This is a genomic window from Demetria terragena DSM 11295 (genome assembly GCF_000376825.1).
Taxonomy (GTDB): Bacteria; Actinomycetota; Actinomycetes; order Actinomycetales; family Dermatophilaceae; genus Demetria; species Demetria terragena.
Genome location: NZ_AQXW01000004.1, coordinates 2,507,362 through 2,522,160, shown reverse-complemented (window position 1 = coordinate 2,522,160; position 14,799 = coordinate 2,507,362). Strand labels below are relative to the sequence as shown.

Genomic DNA, 14,799 nt, shown 5'->3' with positions numbered 1-14,799 from the left:
GAGGGTAGGTCAGACCCTAGGCGAGGCCGTAGTGGACATACAGACGCTGTTCGTGATCGGCATCGAGATGGTCTTCGGCATCGACGGAGGGTGAGTTCTTGACCAGGTTTTGACCGAACGGGACCACGAGGTCACCATCGGCCAAGTCGGCATCCTTGACGGGCACGAACGAATGCGACGTGCCAAAGAGCCCGGTCGACACCGTCACCCAGGTCACCTGGTCGGAGTCGTCATCGACGAAAACCTCGACCACGCGCCCGAATCGGTGGCCGTCCTGGTCTCGCGCGGTGGCGCGCCGCAGATCGGGGATCTGGTCGGGGGTGAGCACTCTGATGTCCTTCGTCGTGGTGGGCCCGGTCGGCCCCAGCGTAGGTAGGCACACCCATGACTGCGGCGCGCCCCCCAATGGGAGACGCGCCGCATGATCATGGTCGAACGATCAGGCCTTGGGGCTCGTGGTCTTCGCCTCGGTGGTCTTCGCCTCGGTCGCCTTCGGCGCGGTGGACTTCACCTCGGTGGTCTTCGGAGCGGTGGTCTTCGGCGCGGACGACTTGGCCGCTGCCGTCTTGGGCGCGGTCTTCTTAGCGGCCGGCTTGGCGGCTGGGCGCTTGGCCGGGGCCTTCTTCGCAGCGGGCTTCTTGACGGCCGGCTTCTTCGCGGCGGGCTTTGCCTTCGGCGTGGCCTTGTCGACCGAGCCGACCCGAGCGGCGGTGGAGCGAACCTCGGTACGCGCCTCGTCACCGAGCTTGTCGGCGGCGGTCTCGACGGTGCCGGCGACGGCCTCCACCTGCTTGGCGGCTTCCTTACGACCCGTCAGCACGGCCTTGGCGGCGAGCGCCTGAGCGTCTTCGGCGACCTTACGAGCCGAGGCAGCTGATGCCTTGCCCTGGTTGATGACCTGCTGGGCCTGGGCGTCCTGCTGCTTGCGCAGCTCGGCGATTACGGCCGCGCCGCGCTTGCTGAGGCCGGCGTAGGACTGCTCTGCCTGGGCGAAAGCGGCCTTGCTCGACTCCTCAACGCGCTTCGGAAGCTGCTGAACGCGCTCTACACGCTCGGTCGCAACCTCTTGGGTGCGGCCGACGATGGACTCGGCGCTGAGCTGCTCGCGCAGTTCGCCAACCTTCTTGCTGGCCTCATCGGTGGCGACGCGAACCTGGTCAACAGCCTTGTCGACCAAGCCAACCCATGCGTAGAACGGGGTGGGGTAGATGACGTTCTTGCGGATGTCCTGAAGCGTGCTCATGGCAATGCCTTTCATGTAGTCGTACGAGGTCTGGTTGATCGGGTGATCAGTCGTTGTCACCGACGAGTGAGGCGTAGACGTCCAGCAGCACCTTGCGCTGCTTCGGCGTCAGTCTCGAGTCGGCGTTGATTGCGACTCGCACATCCGGGGTGACCGGCTGTGTGTCGGCATCGAGGAAGCCAGCGTGGACGTAGAGCTGTTCCGCTGAGATCTGCAGACCCTTCGCAAGAGACTGCAGAATCTCTGCGCTCGGCTTCTTGAGTCCACGCTCGATCTGGGAGAGATAGGGGTTGCTGATGCCCGTACGGTCGGCCAGTTGGCGCAAGGACAACTGAGCGGACTGGCGCTGCTCGCGAAGGTATGCGCCCAGGTCGGGCAGCTCCGGTACGGGTAGTCGCGAACTCATGCCCCCATCATGCTTGCTGTAGTTAGCAAATTGCAAGCCGAGGGCAGCGTGAGCCTGATCACACGCTCCTGGGAGGAGCTCTACGGCTCGACGACGACCGTCTGTGCAGCGGAGATTCCGCCCACCGAAAGATCAATGTCGGTAGGGGTATTGCGCTTGATCACAGCCAAACCGATCGGCCCATCGACGTAGTGACGTGCGACCGAGGTGAGCTGCCCGACCGGGCGTGGCTGTCCCGGAACTTCAATCGAGGCACCCGGCTCTGGAAGCGCGTGCCCCGAGCCGTCGAGATGCAGGAACACCAGTCGCCGCGGCGGTCGACCCAGGTTGTGCACGCGCGCAATGGTCTCCTGCCCGCGATAGCAACCCTTGTGCAAGTGAACGGCCGTACGCAGCCAATCGAGTTCGTGCGCAATGCTCTTGTGGTCGGTGTCAACGCCAAGTCGGGGACGCCAGGCGGCCACTCGCTCCGCCTCGGCAGCCCAGGTACCCGAGAGGGCCCGCTCACCAACGTAGGCGAGAAGTTCTTCGCGCGGCACGATGACTTCGCGCCAGGCTCGACCTTCAGCGGGGTGGGCGCCCGTACCGCTGTAGGACACGGAGTCTTCGCCGAGTCGTGGCCACTGATCGACCCAGGCCATGACGGCCGGCGCGTCTTCGGTCGTCCATTCATGAACCACAGGTTCACCGACCACGGCATAGGTCTCGCTCACGTCAACGATCTCGACGCGCAGCATGAACTTCATCGAGTTCAACCACGCCGTCAGCGCCGGAGCAGTCCCCGGCTCGACCGTGACCCAGAGATGCTCGCCATCGTCGACCAGGTGGAGGTCGTGCTCGATACGCCCCTTAGGGCTGAGAATCAGCGTCTCCGTTGAGGTGAGTGGCGGCAGGTTTGTCAACTGTGCGGTTGAGATGGAGTGCAGCCAGGACAACCGATCTGGGCCGCTGAGGCGCACGACTCCGCGATGGCTCAGGTCCACCACGGCTTCCCCCGCCACCAATCGACGCTGTTCGCGCATCGGGTCTCCGTAGTGGGCTGCGACGCCAGCATCGATGCCATCGCCCGCCACCGCGCCAGCGCGTTCCAGCAAGGGCGATCGCTGCACAGGAGCCGAAATCTCAGTCACGCTACGAGCGTACGTCGCAACCACCCGGACCCCGCACTCCAGGTCTACGGTGACCAGATGAGCATCGATGTGGCCCTCGACGACCTCGCCCGCACGGTGGCGACCTATGGCAGCGGATATCTCCTCACGACGACCGACGGCGCCGTCAAGGTCATTGCGGTCTCCCCGGTCGCCACGGAGGGGAGCCTGCGCGTCCACCAACCTGGTCCGGGCACGCTGGCCAACGTCGGCGCCAACGCCACTGTGACGGTGATCTTTCCCCCCACCGAATCCCCCGGCCTCACCCTTCTCGTCGATGGCACGGCGGAGGTCGACGGCGACGATGTGCACATCGTCGCCACCCACGCCATCCTGCATCGCCCGGCACCCGCGCCGCCGTCCACCGAAGCAAACTAGGCTGGTTTCGTGCCCTTCGAACTTGATCCGAATCTGCCCCCCGAACTCGCACCCCTCGCCTGGCTCGTTGGCACGTGGGAAGGTGCCGGAGTCGTCGGCTACCCGACCATGGAGTCCGCCAACTTCGGCCAGGAGGTCGAGTGCTGGCATGACGGTCGGCCATATCTCAACTGGCAGAGCCGCACCTGGGTCCTCAACGACGACGGGGAAAAGACCGAGCCTCTCGCCACGGAGTCTGGCTTCTGGCGCCCCGCCGCGGAGAACACCGTCGAACTCCTCCTCGCCCACCCCACGGGACTGTTGGAGATGTACGTCGGCTCCACCGAACCCGCCAAGATCGAGCTCCACACCGACGCCGTGGTCCGCAGCCCGGACGCCTCGGACTACAGCGCCGCGCAGCGTATGTATGGCCTGGTCGGCGGCAATCTGATGTGGGTTCTCGACATGGCCGCCGAGGGCCACGAGATGCAAAGCCACATGTCCGCCGAGCTCAAGCGCACGGGCTGAGGTTCACCGCGCGGTGAACCACTCCACCAGCCAGGCACCGACATACGGCACGGCGCCGACACTGAGGACGGTTACCGCACCGATCGCGGCCTGAGCCACCGCACGCGACGCGGTCGGCGACACGGTCAGGAGGCGACGGCATGCGTGGGCGACCACGCATGCCGCGAAGGACACGGCGAACGCGCCCAGGACTGGGCCGTCGGCAAGCACCATGGCTCCCGCCGAGATGGCCGAGGACACTCCCGCGGCGAGCGGAAGCACCCATTCCACGCCACGGCGCGGCGCTAGAAGGCCGTCGACGAGAGTCAAGACGACCACGCCTACCAAGGCCGCGGTGGCCAGCAGTGCTCCGTCGTCTTGGTTTCTCGCCCCGATAAAACAGGCTCCGCTCGCGATGAGACCGGCGCCTAGCACCGTGCCACCCAGGGTGGAGACCAGCCGTGCACGCCCGTCCTTGCGCAGGAGTTGGTGCATGAACGACCCCACCAGGGTGGCGGCGAGAGCAACGGCCAGCCACCGCAAGTCGCGTCCATCCCCAATCAGCGCGGCCCCCGCACCGGCCACCGCGGCGAAGGCCAGGACCGCCTGAACTCCCCGAGGGCTGGGGAGGTCTAGAATCCTGGGCCAGCCATAAGCCGCCACCAAGCCCGTGAGCGCCAGAACCATGGCCGTCGCAACCTCACCGGCGAAGGTGGCCCCGGCCAGTGCCGCGCCAGCAAGTGCGGTCGCCAGCAGACACCACGGGCTGAGGGCTCGCTGTTGGACGTCAGGCACCCCGCGATCCTTCCACGTCCGGCAGGTTCCCTGCTCGTCGACGAGCCGACACCTGCTGTCCGACTATCCGCCAGCGAAGGGCGGCAAGATCTCGACGGTCTCGGCATCTGCCAGTGGTGCATCACCCTGCACGGCGCGGCCATCAATAAGCACCGATGCCACGTCGAGCACCGAAGTCATGGCAGGGTGCTCCCGCATGATGGCCTCGCGGAGAGCCACCACGGAATCGGCCTCGACCCGCTCGTGATCAATCCCCGCGGCAGCGCGGGCACCAGCCCAGTAGCGCACGGTCACGGTCGTCATGGGAACCTCCCGAATCGATGTGGCGCGGCCCACAGTAAGGCCCTTAGCGGTGAACAACGCACGCGAGGTTCCCCTTTGCCTTCTATCCTCGGGTGAATGGCCCGGCTGCTCCTGCTCACTGACTCGCCCGGCGCGAGTGTCGAGTTGCTGCCTGCGCTGGGTCTGCTGTCCCACCGAGTCAAGGTGCTCCCACCTGAGCCGAGCGCTCTCGTACACCCGCCCGAGGTCGACGTCGTGCTCGTGGACGCGACGCGCGATCTGGTGGGCGCTAAGAGCCTGTCGCGGATGCTGCGATCCACTGGGATCTCAATGCCACTGCTCGCAATCTTCACCGAGGGTGGGCTGGTCGCCTTGACCGGGGAGTGGCAGGTTGACGACGTCGTTCTCAATACGGCCGGACCTGCCGAAGTCCAGGCGCGCATCCAGTTGGCCACCCAGCGCGCTGGAGCCGAGCAGGACGACGGGCCGAGCACGATCAACGCGGGCGGGCTGGAGATTGACGAGGAGGCGTACTCGGTCAAACTTCACCGGGAGCAACTCGACCTGACCTACAAGGAGTTCGAGCTCCTGAAGTACCTCGCGCAGCATCCCGGACGCGTTTTCTCCCGCGCGCAACTGCTGCAGGAAGTGTGGGGCTACGACTACTTCGGCGGTACGCGAACCGTGGACGTTCACGTGCGTCGGTTGCGTGCCAAGCTCGGTCCCGAGCACGAAACCATGATCGGCACCGTCCGCAATGTCGGCTACCGATTTGTCAGCGGGCCCCGCGAAACCGCCGAGAGCCCCGAACCCTCCGAGGCAGGATGATGACCCATGTCTGACACGCTCCCCCAGCAGGTCGAAGCACTGGCCGCCGCGGTCCACGCCGTCGACGGAGTCGCCGCCTTCGGAGAACAACCACTGTTGGCGTTGCGCCGCAACCTCGACCACCCCGAAGCGGTCATGCGTACGCGGTCGACCGATGCAGTGCTCGTGGCCGCCGCGATCTGGCCAGACGACGACCCGGACAGTGTGGAGGTCGCCGTCCATCCGGATCACCGCCGGCAGGGTTTCGGTGGCTCGCTGGTCCGCGAGATTCTGCAAGAGCGACCAGCCGCGCGATTCTGGGCACACGGCAAACTCCCCGCCGCACAGTCATTAGCCGAGGGTGCCGGACTGGAGGTCGTACGCGAGCTCTGGCGGATGGAGCGGCCACTCGCGGCCGGATTCAACGCAGAGCCAGCCCTACCCACCGGATTCGTGGCGCGCGCGTTTCAGGCCGGACAGGACGAAGACGCGTGGTTGCGGGTCAACGCGCGGGCCTTCGTGAACCACCCCGAACAAGGCCGGATGAACCGGGCCGACCTGGAGGCGCGTATGGGCGAGGACTGGTTCGACCCGGACGGGCTCATCCTGATCGAGGATGCCGCCACCGGGTCCCTCGCGGCATCGCACTGGACCAAGATTCCGGCCGATTCACCCGCGACTGGCGAGGTGTATGTCGTGGCCGTCGACCCGGACTTTCAAGGCCGGGGCTTGGCGAGACCACTCACGGCATTGGGCCTGGCTCACCTCGCCGGTCGCGGAGTCAGCACCGTCGAGCTCTATGTCGAAGCGGACAACGACCCTGCGGTCGCGACATACCGAAAAATCGGGTTTGAGCCGGCCGCCGTGGACGCGATGTTTGCCCCGACGAGCGCCTAGATCTCTATCTTTTCGATCTTTTCGCCCGCACCTCGTCGTCCGATTTCAGAACGCAGCAGTGGTCCGTTCACCCAAAAGTGGAACGATATGTCCATGAGCGTCATCGACACCCGCCCCGACGTCCCGACTCAGTCTGAGGATGAGGTCGAAGCGGCGATCCAGAAGGTTGCCGATGGTGAGTCCGTCGTCCGGCTGAAACAACGTCAGCCGCGACCGCGCGCAGCCAACGGACGGTTCATCCGAGTGGCCGAGGAGGAAGCCGACCCGGCCCCCGGCGAGCTGCCCTCCGGTCGATTCCTCGACCGCGAAATGTCATGGCTGCAGTTCAACGAGCGGGTGCTGCAGCTCGCCAGCGACGACTCGGTCCCCCTGCTGGAGCAAGCCCGCTTCCTGGCGATCTTTGCCAGCAACCTCGACGAGTTCTTCATGGTCCGGGTCGCTGGCCTCAAGCGCCGCATCGCCACCGGCATCGCAGTACGCGCAGCCTCCGGGCTCGAGCCGCGCGAGGTGCTCGATGAGATCTCGCAGAGTGCGCACGAACTGATGAACGTGCATGCCCGTGTCTTCCAGAACCACATCCGGCCGGCGTTGGAAGAAGAAGGCATTCGCATCGTTCGTGCGGACCAACTCACGGGCGAAGACCGAGCTTTCCTCGACACCTTCTTCCGAGAGTCGGTCTATCCGGTGCTCACGCCACTGGCGGTCGACCCTGCGCACCCGTTCCCGTATATCTCTGGGCTCTCCCTCAACCTGGCGGTGCTGCTGGTCAACCCCAAGACAGGGCGGGAGCATTTCGCGCGAGTCAAGGTGCCGCCATCGCTGCCGCGCTTGGTGACGCTGCCCGCACCACCGGACGCCGACGAGCTCTATGACCACCGGTTCGTCCCGCTCGAAGACATCATCGCCGAGCATCTGCAGCACCTGTTCCCGGGCATGGACGTGCGCGAGCACTTCTCCTTCCGGGTCACCCGCAACGAAGACCTCGAGGTGGAGGAAGACGACGCCGAGAACATCCTCACGGCGTTGGAAAAAGAACTCACCCGTCGCCGATTCGGACCACCCGTCCGGCTAGAAGTCGCCGACACCATTGACCCGCACGTCTTGGACATGCTCCGGCAGGAGTTGCGCGTTCGGCCGGATGAGGTCTATGCGCTTCCCGAGCCGCTCGACCTTACGGGCCTGAATATCGTTGCAGATCTTGACCGTTCGGAGATGCGCTGGCCGGCCTATGCCTCGCGCACCCATCCTGATCTGGCCCCTGTCGAACGCGCCGGGCGGGCCAACATCCTCGAAGCGATGCGCGAGCGCGACATCCTCTTGCATCACCCGTACGACTCGTTCTCGACCTCGTTCGTGTCGTTCATCGAGCAGGCCGCCGAGGACCCCAACGTTCTCGCCATCAAGCAAACGCTCTACCGCACTAGCGGTGACAGCCCGATCATTGATGCCCTCATCGACGCCGCCGAGGCGGGTAAGCAAGTGCTGGCCGTCGTCGAAATTAAGGCCCGCTTCGATGAGGAAAACAACATCACCTGGGCGCGAAAGTTGGAGCGCGCCGGGGTGCACGTTGTCTATGGCATGGTCGGCCTGAAAACCCACGCCAAACTGTGCCTTGTCGTCCGCGAGGAAGACGGCAAAATGCGTCGCTACGGCCATGTGGGAACCGGGAACTACAACCCCAAGACCGCCCGCCTCTACGAGGATTTCGGTCTCCTTACCACCGACCCAGAGGTGGGCGAGGATCTCACTCGACTGTTCAACCAACTGTCGGGGATGGCCCCGCGCTCGAAGTTCAAGAGATTGCTGGTGGCGCCGCGTACGGTCCGGACCGGTTTGCTAGAACAGGTGGAACGCGCGGCCAACGCGGCCCGGAACGGCAAAGAGGTGCGCATCGCGGTCAAGGCCAACTCGTTGGTTGATGAGCAGACCATCGATGCGCTGTACCGCGCTTCTCAGGCCGGAGCAAAGGTCGATGTTTGGGTCCGCGGTATCTGCAGCCTCAAGCCAGGGGTGCCGGATCTCTCGGAGAACATCCGGGTCCGCTCGGTGCTGGGACGCTATCTGGAACACTCCCGGCTGTTCTTGTTCGAGGTCGAAGGCAAGGACACGGTGTGCTACATGGGCAGTGCCGACCTTATGCACCGCAACTTGGATCGTCGGGTGGAGGCGCTAGTTCGTCTCACCGACCCGCGCCATGTTCGGTCGATGACCGAGTTGATGGATCTTGGCATGAGCGACGAAACCTCTTCGTGGCACTTGGAATCCGACGGATCGTGGGCTCGACATCATCTGGGTAAGGATGGTGAACCTCTGAAGGATGCTCAAGCCGAGTTGATTGCAGTGCATAGCAAGCGCGGACGGAAGGCGCGGCGCCCATGAGCGGGACAAAGCCCGCACCGAGCAATGTCCTGATGCCCACCGATCGGCCGCTCCTGACCGCGGGAGCATTGGTGTGGCGCCTGCGTGGACGCAAGATCGAAGTCGCGCTCATCCACCGTCCGCGTTACGACGACTGGTCCTGGCCCAAAGGCAAGATCGACCCGGGCGAGCAGGCACCGGCAACCGCGGTGCGAGAGGTCGCCGAAGAGACCGGGCTGGAGGTGCGCCTGGGTCCACCGTTGCCGCGCTCGCTGTATGCGATGCCGCGCGGCGACCTCAAGGAGGTCCGCTATTGGGCAGCCTCCGTGACCGGTGGCGACGGCGCCCTTTTGCACGAGGTCGACGAGGTCGCCTGGCTTACACCAGGGGCGGCACGTCGCCGACTCACGCACCCTCGCGACGTGCTCCAAGTGCAGGCTCTCACCGACGCGCACGAACGCAAGGCCCTGGCCACGTGGCCCTTGCTGGTCGTGCGTCATGGCCACAGCGTCGCGCGCTCACAATGGCAGCTCGATGACTGGTTGCGTCCGCTTGACGACGATGGCTCACGCCAGGCCGAATGGCTGGTGCCGCTGCTCGGCTCATACGGCGTCGAGCGGATTATCAGTTCGCCCTCGACGCGATGCCTGGAGACCATGGAGCCGTACGTCCGGCACCGCCGGGTGCGCATTGACTCCAAAAAAGGTCTTTCTGAGGAGCGCTACGCCGAGGAGCCAGACAAGGTCATCAAGCACACCGACCGCGCACTGCAGCGCGGCATACCGACTGCTCTGTGCACGCACCGCCCGTTGGTGCCGGCCATGCTTCAGCACCTGGAGAAACGCGCCGACTCCGTCGCGGTCAAGGCGCTCGAGAAGGTCGGGGCCTCACCCCTGGACAAGGGCGAAGTGCTGGTCTGCCACATGTCTGGCGTGGGCGAGGACGCACGCGTGGTGGCGGTCGAACGCCACCAGCCAGGCGTGGGCTAACTCTTCTTGACGTCTGTCGTCGCGATACGCGGCTTGTGCTTGCCCGAGCAGAGTTCGGTGTGCTCTAGGGCGTCCCGCCGGGCCTTATCTCGAGCGCGCCTTCCGGTGCCCTCCCAGTCACACTTTTTGCAGTACCCGTAGGCAAAACTGCCCTTCTCGCGGGTGTCGCCAGTATCGGGCTCCTCCCGCGGCACCTGCGCCTTGAGTTCCTTGTGGCTGAGCTTCTTCAGCCGCTCCCGCACTTTGCGCCGCTCGCCCATCGCACCATTGTGCGCCTTGCGCGGCCAGCCGCGCCAGTGGCGCCCGACGACGCCAGGACGGCGCACTCGGGTACCACACCGCACGGCTCGCACGTGTCACATGCGGGTCACCAATCTGCAGTGACCGGCCTCCCAGGCACCGGTGACCCAGCGCACTGGGTGAGGGGTACTCCGCTCGGAGAGAGTTAACTTATCGGAAACCGTTCAGGAGTCACACAGCCGAGCCAATAGGCAGGTTCAAGCATCATGAGTCACGAATTTAAACGTCAAGCGTGGTACGCGCTTCTCATTCCCACGATGCTCGTGGCGCTTCCGGTGTTAGGAAGCGTATTCCCGGCGATCTCCGACGCACCTCTTGTTCTGCGCCTCCTGATGCTGGTGCCGATCGCCTTGGCCGCGATGGTCGCTCTGCGGTTCACGAACCCGTGGGAGTCAAGCGGCTCCGAAGATTCGAGCCGTGAGGACGCGCGGTCGTAACGCCGGCTGCCCGAGATCAGCCGAAGCGACCAGAGATGTAGTCCTCCGTGGCCTTCTCGACGGGGTTACTGAACATCTTCTGGGTGTTATCCATCTCGATCAGCCGCCCCGGCTTGCCGGTGGCTGCGAGATTGAAGAAGGCCGTGCGATCCGAGACGCGGGCCGCCTGCTGCATGTTGTGCGTCACGATCACGATCGTGAACTGCTGTTTGAGCTCGGAAATCAGGTCTTCAATCGCCAGGGTCGAGATGGGGTCCAAGGCCGAGCACGGCTCATCCATCAGGAGAACCTGTGGTTCGACGGCGATCGCCCGCGCGATGCACAGCCGCTGCTGCTGACCGCCGGACAGACCCGCGCCGGGCTTATCCAGCCGGTCCTTGACCTCATTCCAGAGGTTGGCGCCGCGCAACGACTCCTCGGCGACTTCATCGAGTTTGCTCTTGCTCTTGACGCCGTTGAGCCTGAGTCCGGCGATGACGTTGTCACGCACCGTCATGGTCGGGAACGGGTTAGGTCGCTGAAAGACCATGCCCACCGTGCGGCGTACGCCCACCGGGTCGACGCCCGAGGCGTACAGGTCCTGATCGTCGAGCAACACCTTGCCCTCGACGCGCCCTCCAGGAATCACCTCGTGCATGCGGTTCAACGTCCGCAGGAAGGTGGACTTTCCACATCCGGACGGGCCGATGAACGCCGTCACGGAGCGCGGCTCCACCGTCATCGACACGTCTTCAACGGCCTTGAAGTCGCTGTAGTAGACGTTCAGGTCCTGAACGTCGATCCGCTTGGCCATGTCAGGGGTTCCTTGATTCTCAGAGTATGTCGAGGGTGAAGTCAGCGATTATTTCGAGACCTTGTTGAGGCGTCCGATGAGGCGACCCAACAGGTTGAGGAGCAAGATTAGGGCGATCAAGGTGCACGCAGCACCCCACACGCGGGCCGCGTTCGGCCCGACAGCCATGGTGTCCCGCCCCGAGTTCATCATGGTCGGCAGGGTGCCCATCAGGCCGGTGAAAAGGTCACCGGACATGGACTTGAAGTACGGGCCGAGAATGATCAGCGGAGCCGTCTCGCCCATGACCCGCGCCAAACCGAGCAGCACACCGGTGACGATCCCGGAGAACGCGGTGGGCAGCACCACCTTCAGCACGGTCTTCCACTTGGGCACCCCCAGCGCCAACGATGCCTCACGCAACTCGTTCGGCACCAACTTGAGCATCTCCTCGGTCGAGCGCACGATCACCGGGATCATGAGCAGCACGAGAGCCAGGCACACCGCGAACGGCACTTTCTGCCAACCGAACGTCGTCACCCAGATCGCAAAGACAAACAACGCGGCCACGATCGAGGGCACGCCGGTCAGGATGTCGACCATGAAACTGACGACGCGGGCAAGTTTCCCGCGACCGTATTCGACCAGGTAGATCGCGGTCAGGACGCCGATCGGCACCGCGATGAGCGAGGTCACCAAACCTTGGATCAACGTTCCTTGGATGGCGTGCGCGGCGCCGCCACCATCCTCGCGGGGATTCACCCCGCTTTGGCTGTGCGTCCACCACTGCGAATCCAGCATGGCCTGACCGCCCTTGCTGATGACGGTGAAGAGGATCCAGACCAGCGGGATCATCGCGATGAAGAACGCCATCCACACCAAGACGGTAGCGAGCGAGTTCTTGAACGCGCGGGATCCCGACTTGCCCTCGGGCAGTCCGATCGCCGGGCGTGAGTTGTGCGGCGCCTGCGGAGGCGCGTTCGTGGTGCTGGCGCTCATTCGGTGAAGGCCTTCCGCCGCTCGATGATGATGCGGGCAATCGCGTTGACGATGAACGTCAGCAAGAACAACACCAGACCGGCGGCGATGTACGCCCCCGTCTTGGTCGCCGTGTCCATCTCACCGGCGTTGTTTGCGATCTTGGAGGCGAAGGTCTCGCCGCCGTACAGGACCGACCAGGACCACGGCGCGCCTTCGAAGAGCGCCGACACGATGATCATGACCGCGACCGTTTCGCCGAGTGCGCGGCCCAAGCCGAGCATCGCCGCTGAGATCACACCCGGCTTACCGAAGGGCAGGACGGCGGTGCGGATCATCTCCCACTTGGTCGCGCCCAGGGCCAGGGCGCCTTCCATGTGCGTCGTCGGCGTCTGTGCAAACACCTCACGCGACAGCGCCGTGATGATCGGCAGGATCATGATCGCCAAGATGATCGATACGAACAGGATCGTGCTCCCCGGACTGGACCCCTCGTCCTTGAAGAGCGGGAACCACCCCAGCGTGGCGGTGATCGCGTCGTTGACCGGCTCGAAGTGCTGCCCGACGATATATCCGCCCCACAGGCCGTAGACGATGGAGGGCACTGCGGCCAACAAATCCACCAACGCTGCCGCTGGCTTAGCCACCGGCCGGGGCGCGTAATGCGTCAAGAACAGCGCGATGGCCACGGCCAGTGGAACGGCGATGCCCAAGGCCAGCAGCGAGGAGATGACGGTCACCCAGAGCAGCCGAGCAATACCGAAGGAGAGCGTGTCTCCGGAGACCTGCCACTCGGTGGAGGTGAAGAAGTTCGCGTCATTTTGGGTCAGCGCCGGGAGCGCGGTGATGACCAGGAAGACGCCAATCAGCGTCACCAGGGCGATCACCACGATCCCGGCCCCCATGGCCGCTCCCCCGAACAGGCGATCGCCGAGCTGACCCTTCGGCTCTGACCCACCGATCGGGTCGTCAGATGGGGGTGTCTCGTCGCTCGTCGAGACTCCGCTGATGGACGCCATGAGTTACCTGTTCCTGCGTGCTAACGGGGTGAAGGGGTGGTGGAACCCAGTCCTACCAAAGGTTCCACCACCCCAGTGGATCACTTGATCGCGCTGATAGCAGTCTCTACGTTGCTCTGAACCTCGCTGGGAAGCGGGGCGTACCCAATCTCCTCAAGGTTCTTCTGCTGCTCCTTCGACCCGAAGTACTTCAGGAACGACTTCACGCTCTTGCCGACCGCGGGGTCGGAGTATTCCGAGCACACCACTTCGTAGGTCACCAGAATGATCGGGTAGGCGCCCTTGGTCTTGGTCGCGTAGTCGAGCTCAAGCTTGAGGTTGTTGCCCTTGCCGACGGACTTCGCTGCCGACACGGCCTTACCGGCGCTTTCGCCGGTCAACTCGACCGGACCAGCGCCGTTGTCAACCTTGGCGATACCGAGTTTGTTGTCCTTGGCTCCCGACCACTCGGCGTAGGTGATTCCGCCGTCCGTCTGCTGTACGGCCGCCGCGACACCCGCGGTCTTGGCCTTGCCCTGGCCCTTGCCCGGCCACTTCTTGGAGGGCTCAGCCGTCCAGTCCTTGGGTGCAGACTGCTTGAGGTAACTGGTGAAGTTCTCGGTCGTTCCCGACTCGTCAGAGCGGAAGAACGGCTTGATCTGCGTGGCGGGAAGGTCGACACCATCGTTGATCTTGGCGATCTTGGGGTCGTTCCACTTGGCGATCTTGCCCTGGAAGATCCCGGCGATGACGCTCGGCGTCAGCACCAGGTCATCGACACCCTTCAGGTTGTAGGACACTGCGATGGGGCCGGTCACCATCGGCAGGTTCCAGGCGGGTGACCCGCACTTCTTGTCGGCGTCGGCCTGCTCGGTCTCGCCGTCCTCTGTCTTCAGCGCCGAGTCGGAGCCGGCGAAGTTGACCTGACCAGCGATGAAATTCTTGATTCCTGAGCCTGACCCGGTCGCGTTGTACGTGACGGTCTGCTCTGGGCACTGTTCCTTGAAGTTGGCAATCGCGTCCTGAATCGCGTTGTCCTGTGCCGACGAGCCTTCGGCTTTGAGTGCCGTCGATCCGCAGTCGGCGTCGCTGGCGGCGGTGTCCCCTCCGGTGCCGCCGGCATTGTTATCGGAGCCGCAGGCGGACAACGCGAGCGCTCCAACCAGGGCGATGCTGGACACACGGCCCTTACGCGTGAAATTCACGTCAGATACCTCTCGGGAATGAGTTCACTGATCCGGCGGCGGGTGCCACCGTCGAGGACGGTAGGGAACGTGGGTGACTTACCGTCTCTCCGCGGGTGAACTGCGCGTGAACGCCTGGCGAGAAAGTGTCTACAGGTCGGTAGCCGGGAAGGAAGCGGCTGGTGAACACGACGAGCAGTCGTGACAGATGGGGTGCGCCGGACCGGGAAGCGCCTCACGGCGCACGGCCGCTCGTGGCGGCGAATATTGGGACCCGGGGCTACCGCGGCCCGACGCACGCTACAGCGTAACGACAGACCGTCGATCGTTCATTCCCCACC

At 64.6% G+C, this 14,799-nt stretch carries 18 protein-coding genes; 7 read left to right on the top strand and 11 right to left on the bottom strand.

The genetic code is table 11. The annotated features are described in order from the left end of the window. Positions 1–16: 16 nt before the first annotated feature. The 4 genes from F562_RS19715 to ygfZ form a co-directional block, all read right to left on the bottom strand. Complete coding sequence (locus F562_RS19715) at positions 17–328, bottom strand: PRC-barrel domain-containing protein (RefSeq protein WP_018158064.1); 312 nt, start codon at positions 326–328, stop codon at positions 17–19. Positions 329–439: 111 nt separating this feature from the next. Further along, positions 440–1,243: a hypothetical protein gene (locus F562_RS20870; protein ID WP_156822696.1), complete on the bottom strand. Its 804-nt coding sequence runs from the start codon at positions 1,241–1,243 to the stop codon at positions 440–442. Between the two features lie 46 nt (positions 1,244–1,289). Continuing rightward, positions 1,290–1,649 (bottom strand): helix-turn-helix domain-containing protein, encoded by a 360-nt coding sequence (locus tag F562_RS19705; protein ID WP_018158062.1) that lies wholly within the window; start codon positions 1,647–1,649, stop codon positions 1,290–1,292. A gap of 80 nt (positions 1,650–1,729) precedes the next feature. Continuing rightward, positions 1,730–2,779, bottom strand: a complete 1,050-nt coding sequence (ygfZ, locus tag F562_RS0116410) for a CAF17-like 4Fe-4S cluster assembly/insertion protein YgfZ (protein WP_245553672.1) — start codon at positions 2,777–2,779, stop codon at positions 1,730–1,732. A gap of 57 nt (positions 2,780–2,836) precedes the next feature. On the opposite strand from ygfZ, the gene F562_RS21260 reads away from it, so the two are divergent. Both F562_RS21260 and F562_RS0116400 read left to right on the top strand, forming a co-directional pair. Continuing rightward, positions 2,837–3,175, top strand: a complete 339-nt coding sequence (locus F562_RS21260; protein ID WP_018158060.1) for a hypothetical protein — start codon at positions 2,837–2,839, stop codon at positions 3,173–3,175. A gap of 9 nt (positions 3,176–3,184) precedes the next feature. Continuing rightward, positions 3,185–3,682: a heme-binding beta-barrel domain-containing protein gene (locus tag F562_RS0116400; protein ID WP_018158059.1), complete on the top strand. Its 498-nt coding sequence runs from the start codon at positions 3,185–3,187 to the stop codon at positions 3,680–3,682. A 3-nt stretch (positions 3,683–3,685) separates the two neighbouring features. On the opposite strand, the gene F562_RS0116395 is transcribed toward F562_RS0116400, so the two are convergent. Together F562_RS0116395 and F562_RS0116390 are read right to left on the bottom strand one after the other, a co-directional pair. Next, the gene (locus F562_RS0116395) at positions 3,686–4,456 is read right to left on the bottom strand and encodes a hypothetical protein (RefSeq protein WP_018158058.1); all 771 of its coding nucleotides are present in this window, start codon (positions 4,454–4,456) and stop codon (positions 3,686–3,688) included. Between the two features lie 63 nt (positions 4,457–4,519). Beyond that, positions 4,520–4,759 carry a MoaD/ThiS family protein gene (locus F562_RS0116390; RefSeq protein ID WP_018158057.1) on the bottom strand — a complete coding sequence of 80 codons (240 nt, stop codon included), beginning with the start codon at positions 4,757–4,759 and terminating at the stop codon, positions 4,520–4,522. A 96-nt stretch (positions 4,760–4,855) separates the two neighbouring features. Between F562_RS0116390 and F562_RS19700 the strand changes: the two genes are divergently transcribed. The 4 genes from F562_RS19700 (at position 4,856) to F562_RS0116365 (ending at position 9,789) form a co-directional block, all read left to right on the top strand. Further along, positions 4,856–5,566 (top strand): winged helix-turn-helix transcriptional regulator, encoded by a 711-nt coding sequence (locus tag F562_RS19700; RefSeq protein ID WP_018158056.1) that lies wholly within the window; start codon positions 4,856–4,858, stop codon positions 5,564–5,566. A 6-nt stretch (positions 5,567–5,572) separates the two neighbouring features. After that, the gene (gene mshD / locus F562_RS19695) at positions 5,573–6,442 is read left to right on the top strand and encodes a mycothiol synthase (RefSeq protein WP_018158055.1); all 870 of its coding nucleotides are present in this window, start codon (positions 5,573–5,575) and stop codon (positions 6,440–6,442) included. 93 nt (positions 6,443–6,535) lie between these two features. Further along, positions 6,536–8,821 (top strand): RNA degradosome polyphosphate kinase, encoded by a 2,286-nt coding sequence (locus F562_RS0116370; RefSeq protein ID WP_018158053.1) that lies wholly within the window; start codon positions 6,536–6,538, stop codon positions 8,819–8,821. Continuing rightward, positions 8,818–9,789 carry an NUDIX hydrolase gene (locus F562_RS0116365; protein ID WP_245553671.1) on the top strand — a complete coding sequence of 324 codons (972 nt, stop codon included), beginning with the start codon at positions 8,818–8,820 and terminating at the stop codon, positions 9,787–9,789. Before F562_RS0116370 ends, F562_RS0116365 begins: the two co-directional genes overlap by 4 nt. Here F562_RS0116365 and F562_RS20865 read toward each other — a convergent pair. Further along, on the bottom strand, positions 9,786–10,049 hold the full coding sequence (locus tag F562_RS20865; RefSeq protein ID WP_211206469.1) for a hypothetical protein: 264 nt from the start codon (positions 10,047–10,049) through the stop codon (positions 9,786–9,788). The two genes, F562_RS0116365 and F562_RS20865, sit on opposite strands and share 4 nt — an antisense overlap. A gap of 246 nt (positions 10,050–10,295) precedes the next feature. Between F562_RS20865 and F562_RS0116355 the strand changes: the two genes are divergently transcribed. Next, on the top strand, positions 10,296–10,526 hold the full coding sequence (locus tag F562_RS0116355) for a hypothetical protein (protein ID WP_018158050.1): 231 nt from the start codon (positions 10,296–10,298) through the stop codon (positions 10,524–10,526). 16 nt (positions 10,527–10,542) lie between these two features. On the opposite strand, the gene pstB is transcribed toward F562_RS0116355, so the two are convergent. From pstB to pstS, 4 genes are all read right to left on the bottom strand, one after another. Further along, positions 10,543–11,319: a phosphate ABC transporter ATP-binding protein PstB gene (gene pstB, locus F562_RS0116350; RefSeq protein ID WP_018158049.1), complete on the bottom strand. Its 777-nt coding sequence runs from the start codon at positions 11,317–11,319 to the stop codon at positions 10,543–10,545. Between the two features lie 48 nt (positions 11,320–11,367). Further along, entirely contained in the window at positions 11,368–12,297 is a 930-nt protein-coding gene (gene pstA / locus F562_RS0116345; protein ID WP_018158048.1) for a phosphate ABC transporter permease PstA, read from the bottom strand. Continuing rightward, positions 12,294–13,295 (bottom strand): phosphate ABC transporter permease subunit PstC, encoded by a 1,002-nt coding sequence (gene pstC / locus F562_RS0116340; RefSeq protein WP_018158047.1) that lies wholly within the window; start codon positions 13,293–13,295, stop codon positions 12,294–12,296. Before pstC ends, pstA begins: the two co-directional genes overlap by 4 nt. Positions 13,296–13,375: 80 nt before the next feature. Next, a complete protein-coding gene (gene pstS / locus F562_RS0116335; protein WP_018158046.1) occupies positions 13,376–14,479 on the bottom strand; it encodes a phosphate ABC transporter substrate-binding protein PstS in 1,104 nt (367 codons plus the stop codon). Between the last annotated feature and the right edge of the window lie 320 nt (positions 14,480–14,799).